The following is a 13685-nucleotide window of genomic DNA, read 5'->3' on the forward strand; positions in this document are numbered from 1 at the left end:
GTCGCCTCAACGCGGGACTATGCGCGTCCAAGCCCTATGGTCAGTTTGGTTCATTTCGGTTACGTCGCCATCCGGGGCTTCGGGGAATTACGGGCGATGGCAGAACCTTTTTTGTCGGAGATCCGACTGATGTCGTTCGGCTTCGCGCCGAAGAACTGGGCACTGTGCAACGGCCAGTTTCTGCCGATCAATCAGAATCAAGCGCTGTTTTCGCTGCTCGGCACCACCTATGGCGGTAATGGTCAGACGACCTTCGCCTTGCCCGATCTGCGCGGCCGCGTACCGATCCATGTCGGCAACGGCTATTTCCTCGGCCAGCAAGGCGGCGAACAAGCGCATACGCTGAGCATCAGCGAGATTCCGACTCATGTGCACGCGCTGCGGGCCTCCTATGCCAACGGCAATGCGGTGAACCCGAATTTCGGCGGCACCGGCTATGTTCTCGCGGCGGAACCCGGCAACCCCTATTCGACTGGGTTCACGCCCAGTGCGGTCGCGCTCAACCCGGCAACCGTGGCCAATAACGGCGGCAGCCAAGCCCATCAGAATATGCAGCCCTACCTGACGCTAAGCTATTGCATCGCGTTGACGGGCATTTTTCCGTCCCCGAACTGAGGAAAAGCCCATGGCACAACCTTATGTCGGCGAGCTCCGCATCTTCGCCGGAAACTTCGCCCCCGCGGGATGGATGTTTTGCGAGGGGCAGCTCCTGCCGATCTCGGAAAACGAGACGCTGTTCGCGCTAATCGGCACCACCTATGGGGGCGATGGCCAGAGCACATTCGCTCTACCCGATCTGCGCGGTCGCCTGCCTCTTCACCAGGGCAATAGCTACGCTCTCGCCGCGACCGGCGGCGCCGAAGAGGTCACGCTGTCGATCAACCAGATCCCGTCTCACTCACATCCCATGCGGGGTGCCTCGGGCAACGGATCGCAAGCGAACCCCAGCAACAACGTGCTTGCGAGCTCGACGCTGGTGAAGCTCTATTCGGGCGAGGCCCCTGACACCGCGATGGCCGCGACCTCGATCACCACGATCGGCGGCAGCCAACCGCATACCAATTTCCAACCTTATCTCTGCCTGAACTATATCATCTCGCTGTTCGGCATCTTCCCCAGCCAGAACTGACAGGAACGAACCATGGCCGATCCCTTCGTCGCCGAGATTCGCATATTTCCGTTCAACTTCGCGCCAAGGGGCTGGGCGTGGTGCGATGGACAACTGCTGCCGCTTTCGCAGAATACCGCGCTGTTCTCGTTGCTGGGCACCACCTATGGCGGCAACGGTCAGAGTACGTTCGCGCTTCCCGATCTGCAGGGCCGCGCGCCGATGCATCCGGGCCAGGGCCCTGGCCTCTCGCTGCACATGCTTGGCGAGACGGGCGGCAGTGACACCGTCACCCTGCTTGAATCGGAAATCCCGAACCATTCGCACACCCTGCGCAGCTCCGTGGAGGACGCCACCCAGGGCACGCTTGCGAACGGCGTTACGCTGTCCACTTCGACGGGTGGCTCGCTGTATCAAAATACCACCAACTCCAACCTGGTTTCGATGTCGCCCCAGGCACTCTCACCCGCGGGCGGGAGCGCCCCCCACAATAACATGCAGCCCTACCTGACCTTCTACTTCTGCATCGCGTTGCAAGGCGTCTTTCCGGCGCGCAATTGATCTAGCTCGAAGCGCCATGCCACCGCCTCTCCGTGCCGCTGCGCCCTATGGGCTTGCCTATCGTCCATATGCGACTGACGATTTCGATTTCATCGAAGCGCTCTATCTTTCCACGCGTGATTCGGAACTGGCGCTAAGCGGCTGGTCCGAAGCGCAGAAGCACGCCTTCCTCGTGCAGCAGCACCGCGCTCAGCATCACCACTATCAAACCTATTATCCGAACGCCGAACGCCTGATCCTGGAACGCGACGGTGTCCCGGCTGGACGCCTCTATGTCGATATCTGGCCACTGGAGGTGCGGATCGTCGATATATCGCTCGTGTCGGCGGTGCGCGGACAAGGAATGGGCCAGGCAATCCTGCGCGACGTGATCGCGTGGGCGGAAACGCAGGCTAGGGGCGTTTCGATCCACGTCGAGAAGTTCAACCCGGCGCGGCGGCTCTATCATCGCCTTGGCTTCGTGGTCACCGAAGACAAGGGAGTGTACGAACTGATGGAGTATGGCACGCCCCGCGCCATCCGTCAGGTTTAGAAGAAGACCGCTTCGTAGCGCAGCCCGCCTTCGGGTCGATAGCCGATCGCGACGATGAAAATCTCATGCGGGGTATCGCCGAGTACGAAGCGATAGATCGCCTGCGGCAGCCTGGGCTCCGACGCTCCGGCAAACTCAAGCCTGAATCCGCCTTCCGGGCGAGGGGACTCCGGCACGCGCGCAACATCGACAAGTTCAAGCGTCTGCACACCGATTTCCGTTCCGATCGCGAAAATCTCGCCGATACGTCCCTCGAAATCGCTGAATCTCAGCCCAGGAACGGCATCCGTTCTCATCACTCAACCTTCCCAACCATAGCGCGCGGCGTTGCACGCCATTAAGCAGGCCATGCGGGAGACGCCAATCCCACACTGAACCGGGGCCGTACCGATTCACGGGGTGCAGAGCGGCCAAGCAGATGATAAGGACGGCTCTGGGGGAAAGGCCATGCGCAATCGTCGCATTCGGGCCTGGCCATTTGAAAAGTACGAAACAATGACTGACAGTTCGCGTCGTCGCTTCGTGGTCGGGGGATTGGCCGTCATTGCCGGTGCCGCAGTTGCAGGCTGCGATGGCGCCGGGCAATCGGGCAGCGTGGTTGTGCCCACCACCGGCGCCACTCCGGCCGGCCCTCCGCTCACCGCTTCCGAAGCCAGTGAATGGGACAAGCTCGTCGGCACGTCGTTCCAGATATCCACACCAACCGGCAAGGTGGTTGCCACGCTCGCCAGCCTGGAACGGATCGCCGATGCGTCGCGGCCGACGGCCTTGGGGCGGCGGCAGCCTTTCTATGCGACCTTTCAGATGGACGCCCGCCAAGCGCCCGTCGGCGGCAAAACCTACCAGATCTCACATGCCACCAAGGGAGATTTCGATCTGTTCCTTGGTATGTCGAGCGAGATTCAAGGCAAGGGCGTTCTCTCGGCACTTCTTAACTAAGCGCCCGCATCGCTACCCGCCACAGCGGTGAATGGCATCCGTGCACACCGCTGTCCGGCTGTGCTTAAATCCTAGAAGCGGCGCGATTGCCAAGGGCGCAAAACCGCCATCGGTTTTAGCGGATTTCGAACGGGAAGGTTGGAATCCCCAAACCGGATCGCTTTCCGGCGTCCACGCAGAATCAGCTGCAACGATTTGATGCTGCAAGCAGCGTCTTCAGCTCGCGGAGCCGAAAGACAGAGTCAGCGCGCGACAGGCCCCGGCCGTCAGCACAGATCTTTATCGTTATGAATCAGCATTCTACATCATAGAATGGCGGAGCGGGAGGGATTCGAACCCTCGATACGCTTTTGACGTATACTCACTTTCCAGGCGAGCGCCTTCGACCACTCGGCCACCGCTCCGCATTGCCAGGAGGCGCTGCCCTAGTGACTTGCGCGGCTCTCCGCAAGCGTTGCGCGCGCCGCGGCGCCGTGCCAGCCTGCGACGATGCTGACCCCCCTTCTCGCCGCCCTGCTTCAGGCAGGCGCCACGCCCGCCCCGGCGCCCAAACCATCCGACCCGCTCCCTGCCGACTGGCGCGCGGTCCCCGATGACGAGCTGCTGGTGATGACGCTGGCCGGCGAGCGGCGCGTCTATATCCGCCTCGCCCCGCGCTACACGCCGGTGCATGTCGCCAACATCCGCAAGCTCGCCGCGGCGCGCTGGTGGGATGGCGAGAGCGTCTATCGCGTCCACGACAATTATGTCGTGCAATGGGGCGACCCGACCGAGAAGAAGGCGCTGCCCGCGAGCGTGATCGCCCAGCCGCCCGCCGAATATGACTGGCCGCGCTACGATGCGGTGACGAAGCTCACCCGCACCGATCCCTATTCCATCGCCGCCGGGCACAGCGCCGATGGCTGGCCGCTCGCCACCAACGGCAAGGTCGCCTGGCTGCCGCATTGCTACGGCATGGTCGGCGTCGCGCGCGACATGGCGCCGAGCACTGGGAGCGGCGGCGATCTCTATGCGGTGATCGGCCACGCCCCGCGCCATCTCGATCGCAACATCGCGATCGTAGGACGCGTGCTGGAGGGGATCGAGCATCTCTCGTCGCTCCCGCGCGGCACTGAGGGCGGACTCGGCCTCTACAAGGACAAGAGCCAGTATCTCCCGATCGTCAACGTGCGGCTGGCGAGCGAACTGCCCGCCGCCGAACGCCCGCGCTTCCAGTATCGCGCCGCCGACAATGTGCGCTTCGCCGCCTGGATGAAGTCGCGCGAGAATCGCGAACCGCCCTTCTTCAACCTGCCTTCGGGCGGCGCGGACATCTGCAACGTCATGCCGCCGGTCCGCCGCGCACCCTGACGCGGATCAGATCCTGCGGATCATCGCGCGGGCTTCGTCGCCATAGCCCTTGACCGGATCGACCCGCCCATCGCCGATCTCGGTGAACCCCTGATGGCGCCAGAAGTCATGCGCGTCGCCCACCGCAATCAACGCGATGGTGTCGAGTCCGGCGCGGCGCGCATCGGCGATGACGATCTCCACCGCCGCCTTCGCCAGCCCGTGCCCGCGCGTCACCGGCGCCAGCGCAAGGTCATGGAGATAATAGCAGTCCGCCGGTTCGGGCAGCCGCTCGAGCGGCACATGCAGCACCGACGGCGTATCGAAGCGGCCCGGGTGCGCGATCAGATAGCCGCCAAGTTCCCCGTCCCCTGCATCAACGACATGACAACCCGCCGGATAGAGGCGGAAACAGGCGGCGAAGATCGCCGTATCTTCCCAATATTCCTCATGGGCGATCCGCGTGAGCGCGTCCATCCGCGCGAGATCGCGCTCAGTCATCGCTCGCCAATCCAGCATCATCTCTAGTCCAAACAACAATAATCGTCCGCGACAGCCCATGTGCCGCAGCTACACCGCGAGGCCAACGCGCCACCGTCCGTTCAGTCGCATCTCGGGAGAAAGAACGCGGGATCCATCAAACCTTCTGGCAACGGCCAGGGAAGGTTACCCATTTCGATAAGTATTCCTCTGTCATTATCATGTATTATATTGGTATTTGCATGACGTAACTTACCGCATCCCAGTCAAGCGAGACATATACGGTAATCATTATGTGGACTCCACTCGCGATCCGTCCGCTCGCCCTTGACGCCAACATGGACAGGGAATAGCCCGGACTCACTACAGAACGAACATCCGACCTCGGATCACAGCGCGAGGTGCCATGCGTTACATGATGATCCCGGTGCATATGAACAGGGCCCCGTGCTGAGGGAGGCAGCAATCGCCGCGATCCTGGTGCCGCTCGTCGCGGCACCCGCCTTCGGCCAGACCGAACCGGTCGCGCTTTCCTTCGATGCCGCCCGTGCCCGCCTCGAAACGGTCTCGCCGACGCTCAAGGGCGCGTCGCTCGATGTCCGGGCGAGCGAGGAGCAAGAGGCGTCGCTGCGGACGCTCAACCGCCCGCTGGTCAGTGCGTCGGCATCGGTCATCACCTATCAGAAATCGCTGTCGATCGACCTGACCGGCCAGAAGAACAGCTTCGACACCGCCGCCGGCGATTTTCTCAGCGGCCTGCCCGCGCAGTTTCCGGGGTTCGAGGGGGTAGTTCAGCAGGTCACCGGACGCATCGAACAGGCGCTGCCCGGCCTGCTCGGGCTGATCCCCGACCAGCTCGACTTCCGTACGCGCGACACCGTGCTGCGCCCCAATCTCACCGCCGTCATGCCGCTCTATTCGGGCGGCGCGATCCCGGCCGCCCAGCGCGGTGCGGCGGCGGCATCGGCGCTGGCGCGCGCCAAACAGGCCGGCGTCCGCGACCTCGCCCAGATCCGGCTGGTCCAGACCTATTTCGGGCAGCAACTCGCCGCCGCGCTGCTCGCTTCCTCGGTCGAAACGCGCGACAGCCTCGACCGTCATCTCGCCAACGCGCAGAGCCTGTTTCGTGAAGGCGTGATCCCCAAGGCGCGTGTGCTGGAGGTTCAGGTCGCGCGCGACACCGCCCAGCGCGCGGTCGAACGCGCCGAGATGCAGGCCAGGTCCGCATCGGACACGCTCGCGCGGCTGCTCGATGCCGATGGCGGCGTGCGGCCGACCACGCCGTTGTTCGTCAACACCGGCTCGCCCGCGCCGCTCCCCGATTTCCTCGCCAGCGCGACCAGCGGCAATCACCCGCAATCGCTGGCGGCCAATGCCGCGCGCGAAATGGCGGGCGCCGGGACCGATCTCGCCAAGTCCCGGCTGCGGCCCCAGGCCTTCGCCTTCGGGTCCTACAATCTCAATCGCAACGACAGCATCCCGGTCGACCCCGACTGGATCGTCGGCGTCGGGGTCCGCTACACGCTCTTCTCCAATGTCGGCCGCCGCCACGCCCTCAACGCCGCCCAGGCGCGTGAGGCCGCCGCCGCCGAAGCCGCGCGTGAGGCGGGCAAGACGATCGAGCTGGAGACGACCCAGGCCTATAACCTGACCGAGGCCGCACGCCGCTCCTTCCTGCTGCTCGATACCAACATCGTCGCGGCGAAAGAGAATTTGCGGGTGCAGGACATTGCCTTTCGCGAGGGCGAGGGCACCGCCAGCCAGCTGATCGACGCGCGCAACGCACTCACGCTGGCCCAGACCCAGCGGATCGCCGCCGCCTATGAATATGTGGTGACGCTGGCCGCGCTGCTCGCCGCCAGCAATCGCGGCGACAGCTTCCCCGACTATCTCGCCCGCGCCGACCGGATCGCAGCCCCATGACCGATCAACCCGAAACCGTCGAACCGCCCTTCGCCCCGGAAGCACCGAAGAGCGGCAACCGAATGCGCCTCCTCGTCGCCGCTTTGCTGGGGATCGCGGTATTGCTGGCGCTTGGCCTGTGGGTCGCCGCGCGACCGGGGCCGTCCCAGCTTCAGGGCATGGTCGACGCCGAACAGGTCAATGTCGCGACCAAGGCGCTGGCGCGGGTCGAGCAGCTCATCGCCAAGCCGGGCGAGACCGTGCAGGCGGGTGCCCTGCTCGCGACCTTGGCCAGTCCCGAACTCGACGCTGGCAAGCAGCAGGCCGAAGGGATGCTCGCTGGGGCGCGAGCGATGGAGGCGATGGCGCAGACCGGCGCGCGGCGCGAGGACATCGCCTCGCTCCATTCGATCTGGCAGGCCGCGCAGGCCGCCGCCAATCTCGCCGCCGTCACCGCGCGGCGCTCGGACAATCTCTATGCCGAGGGCGTCATTGCCGCGCAGCGCCGTGACGAAGCGCGCGCGGCACGCGACGCCAGCGCGCGCAACGCCGAGGCGTCGCGCCAGCAATATCTGAAGGCGGTCGCGGGCGCGCGCGCGGAAGAGAAAGAGGCGGCGCGCGCGCAAGTCCAGGTCGCCGCCGCCGGAGTCTCGACCGCCAACGCGCTTCAGGCCGAAAAGCGCCTGGTCGCACCGATCGGGGGCGAAGTGGTCAAGCGGCTCGCCGAAGCGGGCGAGATCGTCGGCCCGGCGGTTCCGGTCTATCAGATTATCGACACCGCCAATCCCTGGGTCTCGCTCAACGTGCGTGAGGACAGCTACATGGGCTTCGCCAAGGGCCGCGTCGTCAAAGGGGATATCCCCGCGCTCGGTCTTACCGGCGTGCCCTTCGCCGTCTATTATATCAGCCCGCAGGGCGATTTCGCGACTTGGCGCGCGACACGGCAATCCGCCGGATTCGATGTCCGCAGCTTCGAGGTGAAGCTGAAGCCCCAGCGGCCGGTCCAGGGCCTGCGCCCCGGCATGAGCGTGCTCTTCACCTGGCCGCAATGAGCGGCTTTGCCGCCGCCTTCCGCCGCGAATGGGCGCATCTGATGCGCAATCGCTGGGATCTGGCGATGGTCACCCTGTTCCCGGCGCTGGCGATCGTGATCGTCGCAGCGATGCTGATTCAGGGCGTACCGCGCGAACTGCCGGTGGCGATCGTCGATCAGGAGCAGAGCGCGTTCAGCCGCGCGGTGGTGCGGTCGGTCGCCGCCGCGCCCTCGGTGACGATCGCCGAACGCCCGGCCGACATGCAAGCCGCCGAGGCGCTGGCCCGATCGGGCAAGGTCTGGGCGGTCCTGCATATCCCCAAGGGTGCGTCCGACGGCCTCGCGCGCAGCAAGACGCCCGCGATCCACATCTTCTACAACGCCTCCTTCCTCACCATCGGCGCGAGCGCGGCGAGCGGTCTTTCCGGCGCGGTCAAGGACGTGATCGCCGACCGCGGGATGGCGGCGCTGCACGCGCGCGGTCTGCCCGCGATGCGCGTCCATCCGCCGCCGGTTCAGGTGACGATCCTGTTCAACCCGCAGACCAGCTTCGAATGGTATCTTCAGGCGCTTATCCACCCCGCCGTGCTGCACCTCCTCACCGCCTGTGTCGCGGTGATGGCACTTGGGCGCGAGCTGGAGGGACGTTCGCTCGCGCGCTGGAAGCACGAGACCGGCGGCGGTCTCGCCGCGCTCTTGGGCAAGTTCGCGCCCTATCTGCTCTTCCTTGGCCTCTGGGCGGCGGTGTGGATGATCTGGCTGCTCGGCGTGCGCGGCTGGACGATGGGCGGCAGCCTGATGCTGACGCTAGCCGCCCAGATCCTGCTCTTCGCCGGGACGATGGCGATCTCGGTCCTGCTCGTCACGGGCGTGCGCAAGCCGAGCTTCGCCTTCTCGGCGAGCGCACTCTATGCCGGCTCCGCGCTCGCCTATTCGGGGGGCACCCTCCCGCTCGAGGGCGGGTCGCTGTTCGCGCGCGGCTGGAGCCAGGCGCTGCCCTTCACCCATTATCTGCGGCTTCAGATGGACCAGTTCCTCGGCACGCCGGTCGCGGACGCAGTGCCGGCGCTGCTCGCGCTCGGCCTCTATCTGGTCGTGCCGCTCGCGCTCACCTTGCTGCTGCTCCAGCGCCCTGAGGCCGAGGCGACCGCATGAGCTTCTCCGCCGCTTTCGCGCAGGTGTTTCGCGCCATCGCCTCCAACTTCGCCCTGGCCTCGATCATCATACTCGCGGTCATCCTCTACGGCTTCTACTACCCCGCCCCCTATGCGCATCAGACCGCGCGGCAATTGCCCGTGGTCGTGGTGGACGAGGAACAGACCCCGCTCACGCGTCAGTTGATCCGCAACCTGTCGGACGCACGCGAGGTACGGATCGCGGCCGAGGCGCCCTCGGTCGCCGCCGCCGAGCAGATCGTGCGCGCGCGCGAAGCCGACGGCATCCTGTTGCTGCCGCGCGGCCTCACCCGCAGCCTGCTCACCGGCGCGCGCGGCGGCGGCATGGGGCTGTGGCTCAACGGCACCTATCTCGTCCGCGCGCGCGATATCGGCGGCGCGATCCAGGCGGCGGCGCTTGCGGTCGGCATGCAGCGACTGGGGCCGGTGGCGGAGGGGCTGCACCTCCATCCGCCGATCGAGGTGGTCGAACGCCCCTTGTTCAACACGCGGGAGGGCTATGCCGACTATATCTTCCCCGCGGTCGCGGCGGTGATCCTTCAGCAGACCCTGTTGTTCGGATCGGCGATGCTGGTCGCGGGGCGGCGCGAGGAACGCTTGCCGCCAATGCGTACCGCCGAGTTTTTCGGCACCTGGTGCGGCCTCACCCTGATCGGCTGTTTCGGCGCGATGCTCTATTTCGGCTGGATCTACTGGTTCCAGGACGTGCCCCGCGCCGGCAACCTCCCCGCCCTGCTCTTCGCCGTCCCGCTGTTCGCCAGCGCCGTCGCCGCCCTGGGAATCCTGCTCGGCAGCGTCTTCGACCGCACGGATCGAGCGCTTCAGGTGTTGATTCCGACCTCGATCATCCTGTTTTTCCTAGCGGGAACGGCCTGGCCGCTGAGTTCGATGCCCAACTGGGTGGCTGCGCTCGCGCATCTGTCCCCCGCGACGCCCGGCGCCCAGACATTTGTCCGCCTCAACGAAATGGGTGCGTCGCTGCGCGAGGTCGCACCGCTACTCGCCGGCCTTGCCGCGCTCGCCTTCGTCTATGGCCTCGCCGGATATCTCCGGACGACCCGCGCCTCGCGGCCCCTTAGCGCCCAACCCAATCGGCGACCTGTCCGGCGACCTGATTGGCGGCGCGATTGAGCGCGGTTCCGGCCGACGCCGCATCGATCACAGCCACGGCCACGCGCGCTTCGAAGCGGCGCTTCTCGAAAGTCTGCGGCGGACGCGCACCACTCGCCTCGGCGGGCCGATCGCGCACCAGCGTCGCGTCGAAGGTCACGACCGCCTCGTTGGTCGCGGCGTCGATCCCGAACGCCCGCAGATCGCCGCCCAGCCGAGCGCCCGGATCCGAAAGTGACTGGCGTAGGCTCAGCACCACCCGGCCGGTGCGTGCAGAGACCGTGTCGGAGAGCAACCGGCCGAACAGCCGGCTCGGCGGCTCGACCCAGTGCGCGTCCTTGAGATAGGCGATGTTCGTCTCGTTTGAGCGCACCGGCACCCGCGCCACAGCTAGCTCCTGCGGCACGCCCAGTGCACCGATGCTGATTGACTTCGCCGTCGCCGAGCTCGCGGTCTCACCCACCGCGATCGGCACCTCCGACGTCAGCGTGAGCAGCGAGGGTGGGGCTTCGGCGCCGAAGCGAATGCAGCCGCCGAGAATGAGCGGGAGCGCCAGCGCGAGGGGAAGCGTCTTCATGATCGAACTCACTTCTTCCGGGGTTCATATTCGGGCAGCTTCGGTCCGCCGATCAGCGATCCGGCACCGCCGCGATCGACCTTCTCGGCGACCGACTGCAACGCAATCGCCATCTCGCGCAGATCCTGGATCAGCTGGTTGACCTCGGGGATGGTGCGGCCCGACACTTGGTCCAGGCCGGCATCCGCCTTGCCCAGCGTGCGCTCCAGCGCCTTCATACTGCCGTCGGCGGACGCGATCGCCTTGCGCAGATCCTTCATCGCCGGGCCGACCTCGTTCGCCAGCACCTGGTCGGTCGTGCCAGACAGCTTGCCGATCTGCTCGGCGGCGAAGCCGGCCTGCTTGACCGTGTTGCGAAGCTCCCCGATCGCGGCGCGCAGGTCCGGTGCGCCCTTGGCAAGTTCGGCGGTCATTTTGTCGGTGTTTTCGAGGATGCCCGCGATCGACGCCTGGTTGCGGTCGGAGAGCAACTCGGTCAGCCGCTCGGTCAGCGTCGACAGACGCTCAAGCAGCCGCGGCGCGGTGTTGAGCAACGCGCCGAGGCCGCCTTGCTTGGTTGGGATCACCGGCACGCCGAGCGGACAGACGCTGCGCGGATCGACCTCGGGGCAGACGATCGGCGGCGCGCCCTTGACCGCGCCGTCGAGCTGGATCTGGCTGACCCCGGTAAAGCCGACGCCCTGGATCGTCGCGGTGGTACCCTGAAGCACCGGAACTTCCTTGTTCACGCTGATCCGCACCCGCACCAGGCTGGGGTCCGGCGGAAACAGCGCGATTTCCTTCACCTGCCCGGCAGGCACACCCGAGAAAGCGACCGACGATCCCTTGGCAATGCCGTCGACCGCCTGCTTGAAGAAGATATCATACTCCTTCTCCGCGGCGGTATTGAGCCGGGCGAGCCACACGGTGAACAACGCCAGCACGGCGAGCAGGATCAGCACCACCGCACCGACCAGCACATGATTTGACCGGGTTTCCATCTAGTGCCTCATGCCCCCTCAGAGTTCGAACGAGCCTCGGCCCGTTCCACGCTGCCGACCGCCGCCCGGCCGCGCGGGCCGTTGAAATATTCCTGAATCCACGGGTGATCCAGCGCGAGAAGTTCATCGATGGTGCCGACCGCGATCACGCGCTTGTCGGCGAGCACCGCAACCCGATCGCAAATCGCATAGAGCGTATCGAGATCGTGCGTAATCAGAAACACCGTCAGGCCCAGCGTACGCTGGAGCGACAGGGTCAGTTCGTCGAACGCCGCCGCGCCGATCGGATCGAGCCCCGCCGTCGGCTCGTCGAGGAACAGTAATTCGGGATCGAGCGCCAGGCTGCGGGCAAGCCCCGCCCGCTTCTTCATGCCGCCCGACAACTCGGCGGGGTATTTGGGACCGGCATTGGGCTGAAGCCCCGTCATCACCACCTTGTACGCCGCGATCTCGTCGAGCAGCGCCTGATCGAGCGCGGGGTAGAATTCCTTCAAGGGAACCTGGACATTCTCGGCCACGGTCAGCGTCGAGAACAAGGCGCCGCCCTGGAACAATACGCCCCAGCGCTTGCGCATCTCGATCGCCTCGGCCTCGTTCACATCGAGCGCGTCCTCGCCGAACACCTCGACCGTGCCCGCATCCACTTCCTGCAGGCCGATGATCGATCGCATCAGCACCGATTTGCCGGTACCCGACCCGCCGACCACGCCCAGGATCTCACCTGGCCGCACATCGAGATCGAGATCCTCGTGCACCACCTGTTCGCCGAAGCTGTTGCGCAGGCCACGCACGCGGATGATCGCGTCCCCATCAAAGGTCGGGCTGGCGGAGGTGGGGGCCATCAGTTCCATCCCACTTCGGTGAAGAACACCGCGAAAAAGGCGTCGAGCACGATGACGAGGAAGATTGCCTGGACGACCGCGGTGGTGGTGCGGGTGCCAACCTGTTCGGCATCGCCCTCAACCTGCATCCCCTGATAGCAACCGGCGATCGCGATGATCGCACCGAACACCGGCGCCTTGACCAGACCGACATAGAGGTCGGTGAGCGGCACCACTTCGCGGAGGCGCTGGACGAAGGTGATCGGCGGAATGTCGAGCGAGATCCAGCAAAGCAGCCCGCCGCCGATGATCGCGACGACCGAGGCATAGAAGCCCAGCAGCGGCAGCATCAGCACCGCCGCGATCACGCGCGGCAGCACCAGCGCCTCCATCGGATTGACCCCGATGGTACGCATCGCGTCGATTTCCTCGGTCAGCTTCATCGTGCCGAGCTGCGCGGCGAAGGCCGATCCGGAGCGGCCGGCGACCATGATGGCGGTCATCAGGATGCCGAGTTCGCGCAGCGTGATGCGTCCGACGAGGTTGATCGTGAACACCTCGGCACCGAATTGGCGCAACTGCACCGCGCCTTGCTGCGCGATGACGATGCCGATCAGGAAGCTCATCAGCCCGATGATGCCGAGCGCGGAGACGCCGACCACCTCGAACCGGTGGACGGTCGCGTGGAAGCGGAAGCGGCTGGGGTTGAGGATCACCGCGCCGAACGCCATCGCGGTCGCGCCCATGAAACCGAGCAGGCCGTGCAGCGTCTTGAACGCCTGGATCACCGCTTCACCCACTTCGGCCAGCAGCCGCTTGAAGGTACCATAGGGCGCCGGCGGCATTTCGATCGGCTGATCGGCGTCCGCGACCTGATCGAACAGATGCTGAGAATCGGAGTTGAGGCCCGAAACCGTGGCGCCATGATCACGCGCGAAGCGATGGACGAGCCAGGCGCCGACGGTATCGATTCGGTCGATGCCCGACATGTCGAGCCGCTCGACCGGTCCGCTCACCGCCGCCAGACGATCAGGCAGGTCCCCAATCGATCGAAGCGAGAGATTACCGCTGAAGCGGAGCGTGCCGCCATTGGCCGCGTCGTGCTGGAAGTCGGCTGGCGCGCTCATCCCTCTTCCAT

The 13685-nt window shown here is 65.7% G+C and carries 16 protein-coding genes and 1 tRNA gene; 10 read left to right on the top strand and 7 right to left on the bottom strand.

The window, feature by feature from the left end; all coding sequences use genetic code 11:
- Positions 1 to 45: 45 nt before the first annotated feature.
- From AC07M1_RS14785 to AC07M1_RS14800, 4 genes are read left to right on the top strand one after another with little or no spacing between them, the layout of a single operon-like run.
- Positions 46 to 615, top strand: coding sequence for a phage tail protein (locus AC07M1_RS14785; RefSeq protein ID WP_495163389.1), 570 nt, complete (start codon positions 46 to 48; stop codon positions 613 to 615).
- Positions 616 to 625: 10 nt separating this feature from the next.
- Entirely contained in the window at positions 626 to 1129 is a 504-nt protein-coding gene (locus tag AC07M1_RS14790) for a phage tail protein (protein WP_495163390.1), read from the top strand.
- A gap of 12 nt (positions 1130 to 1141) precedes the next feature.
- Positions 1142 to 1669 carry a phage tail protein gene (locus AC07M1_RS14795; RefSeq protein WP_495163391.1) on the top strand — a complete coding sequence of 176 codons (528 nt, stop codon included), beginning with the start codon at positions 1142 to 1144 and terminating at the stop codon, positions 1667 to 1669.
- 16 nt (positions 1670 to 1685) lie between these two features.
- On the top strand, positions 1686 to 2201 hold the full coding sequence (locus AC07M1_RS14800) for a GNAT family N-acetyltransferase (RefSeq protein WP_495163392.1): 516 nt from the start codon (positions 1686 to 1688) through the stop codon (positions 2199 to 2201).
- Here the strand turns inward: AC07M1_RS14800 and AC07M1_RS14805 are convergent.
- Positions 2198 to 2497, bottom strand: coding sequence for a DUF6916 family protein (locus AC07M1_RS14805; protein WP_495163393.1), 300 nt, complete (start codon positions 2495 to 2497; stop codon positions 2198 to 2200). The two genes, AC07M1_RS14800 and AC07M1_RS14805, sit on opposite strands and share 4 nt — an antisense overlap.
- A gap of 151 nt (positions 2498 to 2648) precedes the next feature.
- Here AC07M1_RS14805 and AC07M1_RS14810 point away from each other — a divergent pair, with 151 nt between their 5' ends.
- Positions 2649 to 3140: a DUF6916 family protein gene (locus tag AC07M1_RS14810; protein WP_495163394.1), complete on the top strand. Its 492-nt coding sequence runs from the start codon at positions 2649 to 2651 to the stop codon at positions 3138 to 3140.
- Between the two features lie 313 nt (positions 3141 to 3453).
- Here AC07M1_RS14810 and AC07M1_RS14815 read toward each other — a convergent pair.
- A tRNA-Ser gene (locus AC07M1_RS14815) sits at positions 3454 to 3544 on the bottom strand.
- 85 nt (positions 3545 to 3629) lie between these two features.
- On the opposite strand from AC07M1_RS14815, the gene AC07M1_RS14820 reads away from it, so the two are divergent.
- Positions 3630 to 4490, top strand: a complete 861-nt coding sequence (locus tag AC07M1_RS14820; protein WP_495163395.1) for a peptidylprolyl isomerase — start codon at positions 3630 to 3632, stop codon at positions 4488 to 4490.
- 6 nt (positions 4491 to 4496) lie between these two features.
- Here AC07M1_RS14820 and AC07M1_RS14825 read toward each other — a convergent pair whose 3' ends face one another.
- The gene (locus tag AC07M1_RS14825) at positions 4497 to 4970 is read right to left on the bottom strand and encodes a GNAT family N-acetyltransferase (RefSeq protein WP_495163396.1); all 474 of its coding nucleotides are present in this window, start codon (positions 4968 to 4970) and stop codon (positions 4497 to 4499) included.
- A gap of 426 nt (positions 4971 to 5396) precedes the next feature.
- Here AC07M1_RS14825 and AC07M1_RS14830 point away from each other — a divergent pair, with 426 nt between their 5' ends.
- Genes AC07M1_RS14830 through AC07M1_RS14845 form a run of 4 tightly spaced genes read left to right on the top strand, consistent with a single transcriptional unit; the run spans position 5397 to position 10190 of the window.
- Entirely contained in the window at positions 5397 to 6872 is a 1476-nt protein-coding gene (locus tag AC07M1_RS14830; protein WP_495163397.1) for a TolC family protein, read from the top strand.
- Positions 6869 to 7903, top strand: a complete 1035-nt coding sequence (locus AC07M1_RS14835) for an HlyD family secretion protein (protein WP_495163398.1) — start codon at positions 6869 to 6871, stop codon at positions 7901 to 7903. The genes AC07M1_RS14830 and AC07M1_RS14835 overlap by 4 nt, the downstream gene beginning before the upstream one ends.
- On the top strand, positions 7900 to 9039 hold the full coding sequence (locus AC07M1_RS14840; RefSeq protein ID WP_495163399.1) for an ABC transporter permease: 1140 nt from the start codon (positions 7900 to 7902) through the stop codon (positions 9037 to 9039). The genes AC07M1_RS14835 and AC07M1_RS14840 overlap by 4 nt, the downstream gene beginning before the upstream one ends.
- The gene (locus tag AC07M1_RS14845; RefSeq protein ID WP_495163400.1) at positions 9036 to 10190 is read left to right on the top strand and encodes an ABC transporter permease; all 1155 of its coding nucleotides are present in this window, start codon (positions 9036 to 9038) and stop codon (positions 10188 to 10190) included. Before AC07M1_RS14840 ends, AC07M1_RS14845 begins: the two co-directional genes overlap by 4 nt.
- Here the strand turns inward: AC07M1_RS14845 and AC07M1_RS14850 are convergent.
- The 4 genes from AC07M1_RS14850 to AC07M1_RS14865 are packed head-to-tail and all read right to left on the bottom strand — an operon-like array spanning position 10135 to position 13674.
- Positions 10135 to 10746 (bottom strand): ABC-type transport auxiliary lipoprotein family protein, encoded by a 612-nt coding sequence (locus AC07M1_RS14850; protein WP_495163401.1) that lies wholly within the window; start codon positions 10744 to 10746, stop codon positions 10135 to 10137. The genes AC07M1_RS14845 and AC07M1_RS14850 overlap by 56 nt on opposite strands.
- An 8-nt stretch (positions 10747 to 10754) precedes the next feature.
- Positions 10755 to 11726 carry an MlaD family protein gene (locus AC07M1_RS14855; protein ID WP_495163402.1) on the bottom strand — a complete coding sequence of 324 codons (972 nt, stop codon included), beginning with the start codon at positions 11724 to 11726 and terminating at the stop codon, positions 10755 to 10757.
- A gap of 8 nt (positions 11727 to 11734) precedes the next feature.
- Positions 11735 to 12568, bottom strand: coding sequence for an ABC transporter ATP-binding protein (locus tag AC07M1_RS14860; protein WP_495163403.1), 834 nt, complete (start codon positions 12566 to 12568; stop codon positions 11735 to 11737).
- Positions 12568 to 13674 (bottom strand): ABC transporter permease, encoded by a 1107-nt coding sequence (locus AC07M1_RS14865; protein WP_495163404.1) that lies wholly within the window; start codon positions 13672 to 13674, stop codon positions 12568 to 12570. Before AC07M1_RS14865 ends, AC07M1_RS14860 begins: the two co-directional genes overlap by 1 nt.
- Positions 13675 to 13685 lie beyond the last annotated feature (11 nt).

The organism is Sphingomonas sp. GW821-FHT10C01 (assembly GCF_059415525.1).

Excerpts from the sequence above, each read along its gene's own strand:
- AC07M1_RS14790 (WP_495163390.1), top strand. The coding sequence starts at position 626 with ATGGCACAACCTTATGTCGGCGAGCTCCGCATCTTCGCCGGAAACTTC.
- AC07M1_RS14795 (WP_495163391.1), top strand. The coding sequence starts at position 1,142 with ATGGCCGATCCCTTCGTCGCCGAGATTCGCATATTTCCGTTCAACTTC.
- AC07M1_RS14825 (WP_495163396.1), bottom strand. The coding sequence starts at position 4,970 with ATGACTGAGCGCGATCTCGCGCGGATGGACGCGCTCACGCGGATCGCC.
- AC07M1_RS14855 (WP_495163402.1), bottom strand. The coding sequence starts at position 11,726 with ATGGAAACCCGGTCAAATCATGTGCTGGTCGGTGCGGTGGTGCTGATC.
- AC07M1_RS14850 (WP_495163401.1), bottom strand. The coding sequence starts at position 10,746 with ATGAAGACGCTTCCCCTCGCGCTGGCGCTCCCGCTCATTCTCGGCGGC.
- AC07M1_RS14845 (WP_495163400.1), top strand. The coding sequence starts at position 9,036 with ATGAGCTTCTCCGCCGCTTTCGCGCAGGTGTTTCGCGCCATCGCCTCC.
- AC07M1_RS14865 (WP_495163404.1), bottom strand. The coding sequence starts at position 13,674 with ATGAGCGCGCCAGCCGACTTCCAGCACGACGCGGCCAATGGCGGCACG.
- AC07M1_RS14860 (WP_495163403.1), bottom strand. The coding sequence starts at position 12,568 with ATGGCCCCCACCTCCGCCAGCCCGACCTTTGATGGGGACGCGATCATC.
- AC07M1_RS14835 (WP_495163398.1), top strand. The coding sequence starts at position 6,869 with ATGACCGATCAACCCGAAACCGTCGAACCGCCCTTCGCCCCGGAAGCA.
- AC07M1_RS14800 (WP_495163392.1), top strand. The coding sequence starts at position 1,686 with ATGCCACCGCCTCTCCGTGCCGCTGCGCCCTATGGGCTTGCCTATCGT.
- AC07M1_RS14810 (WP_495163394.1), top strand. The coding sequence starts at position 2,649 with ATGCGCAATCGTCGCATTCGGGCCTGGCCATTTGAAAAGTACGAAACA.
- AC07M1_RS14805 (WP_495163393.1), bottom strand. The coding sequence starts at position 2,497 with ATGAGAACGGATGCCGTTCCTGGGCTGAGATTCAGCGATTTCGAGGGA.
- AC07M1_RS14840 (WP_495163399.1), top strand. The coding sequence starts at position 7,900 with ATGAGCGGCTTTGCCGCCGCCTTCCGCCGCGAATGGGCGCATCTGATG.
- AC07M1_RS14820 (WP_495163395.1), top strand. The coding sequence starts at position 3,630 with ATGCTGACCCCCCTTCTCGCCGCCCTGCTTCAGGCAGGCGCCACGCCC.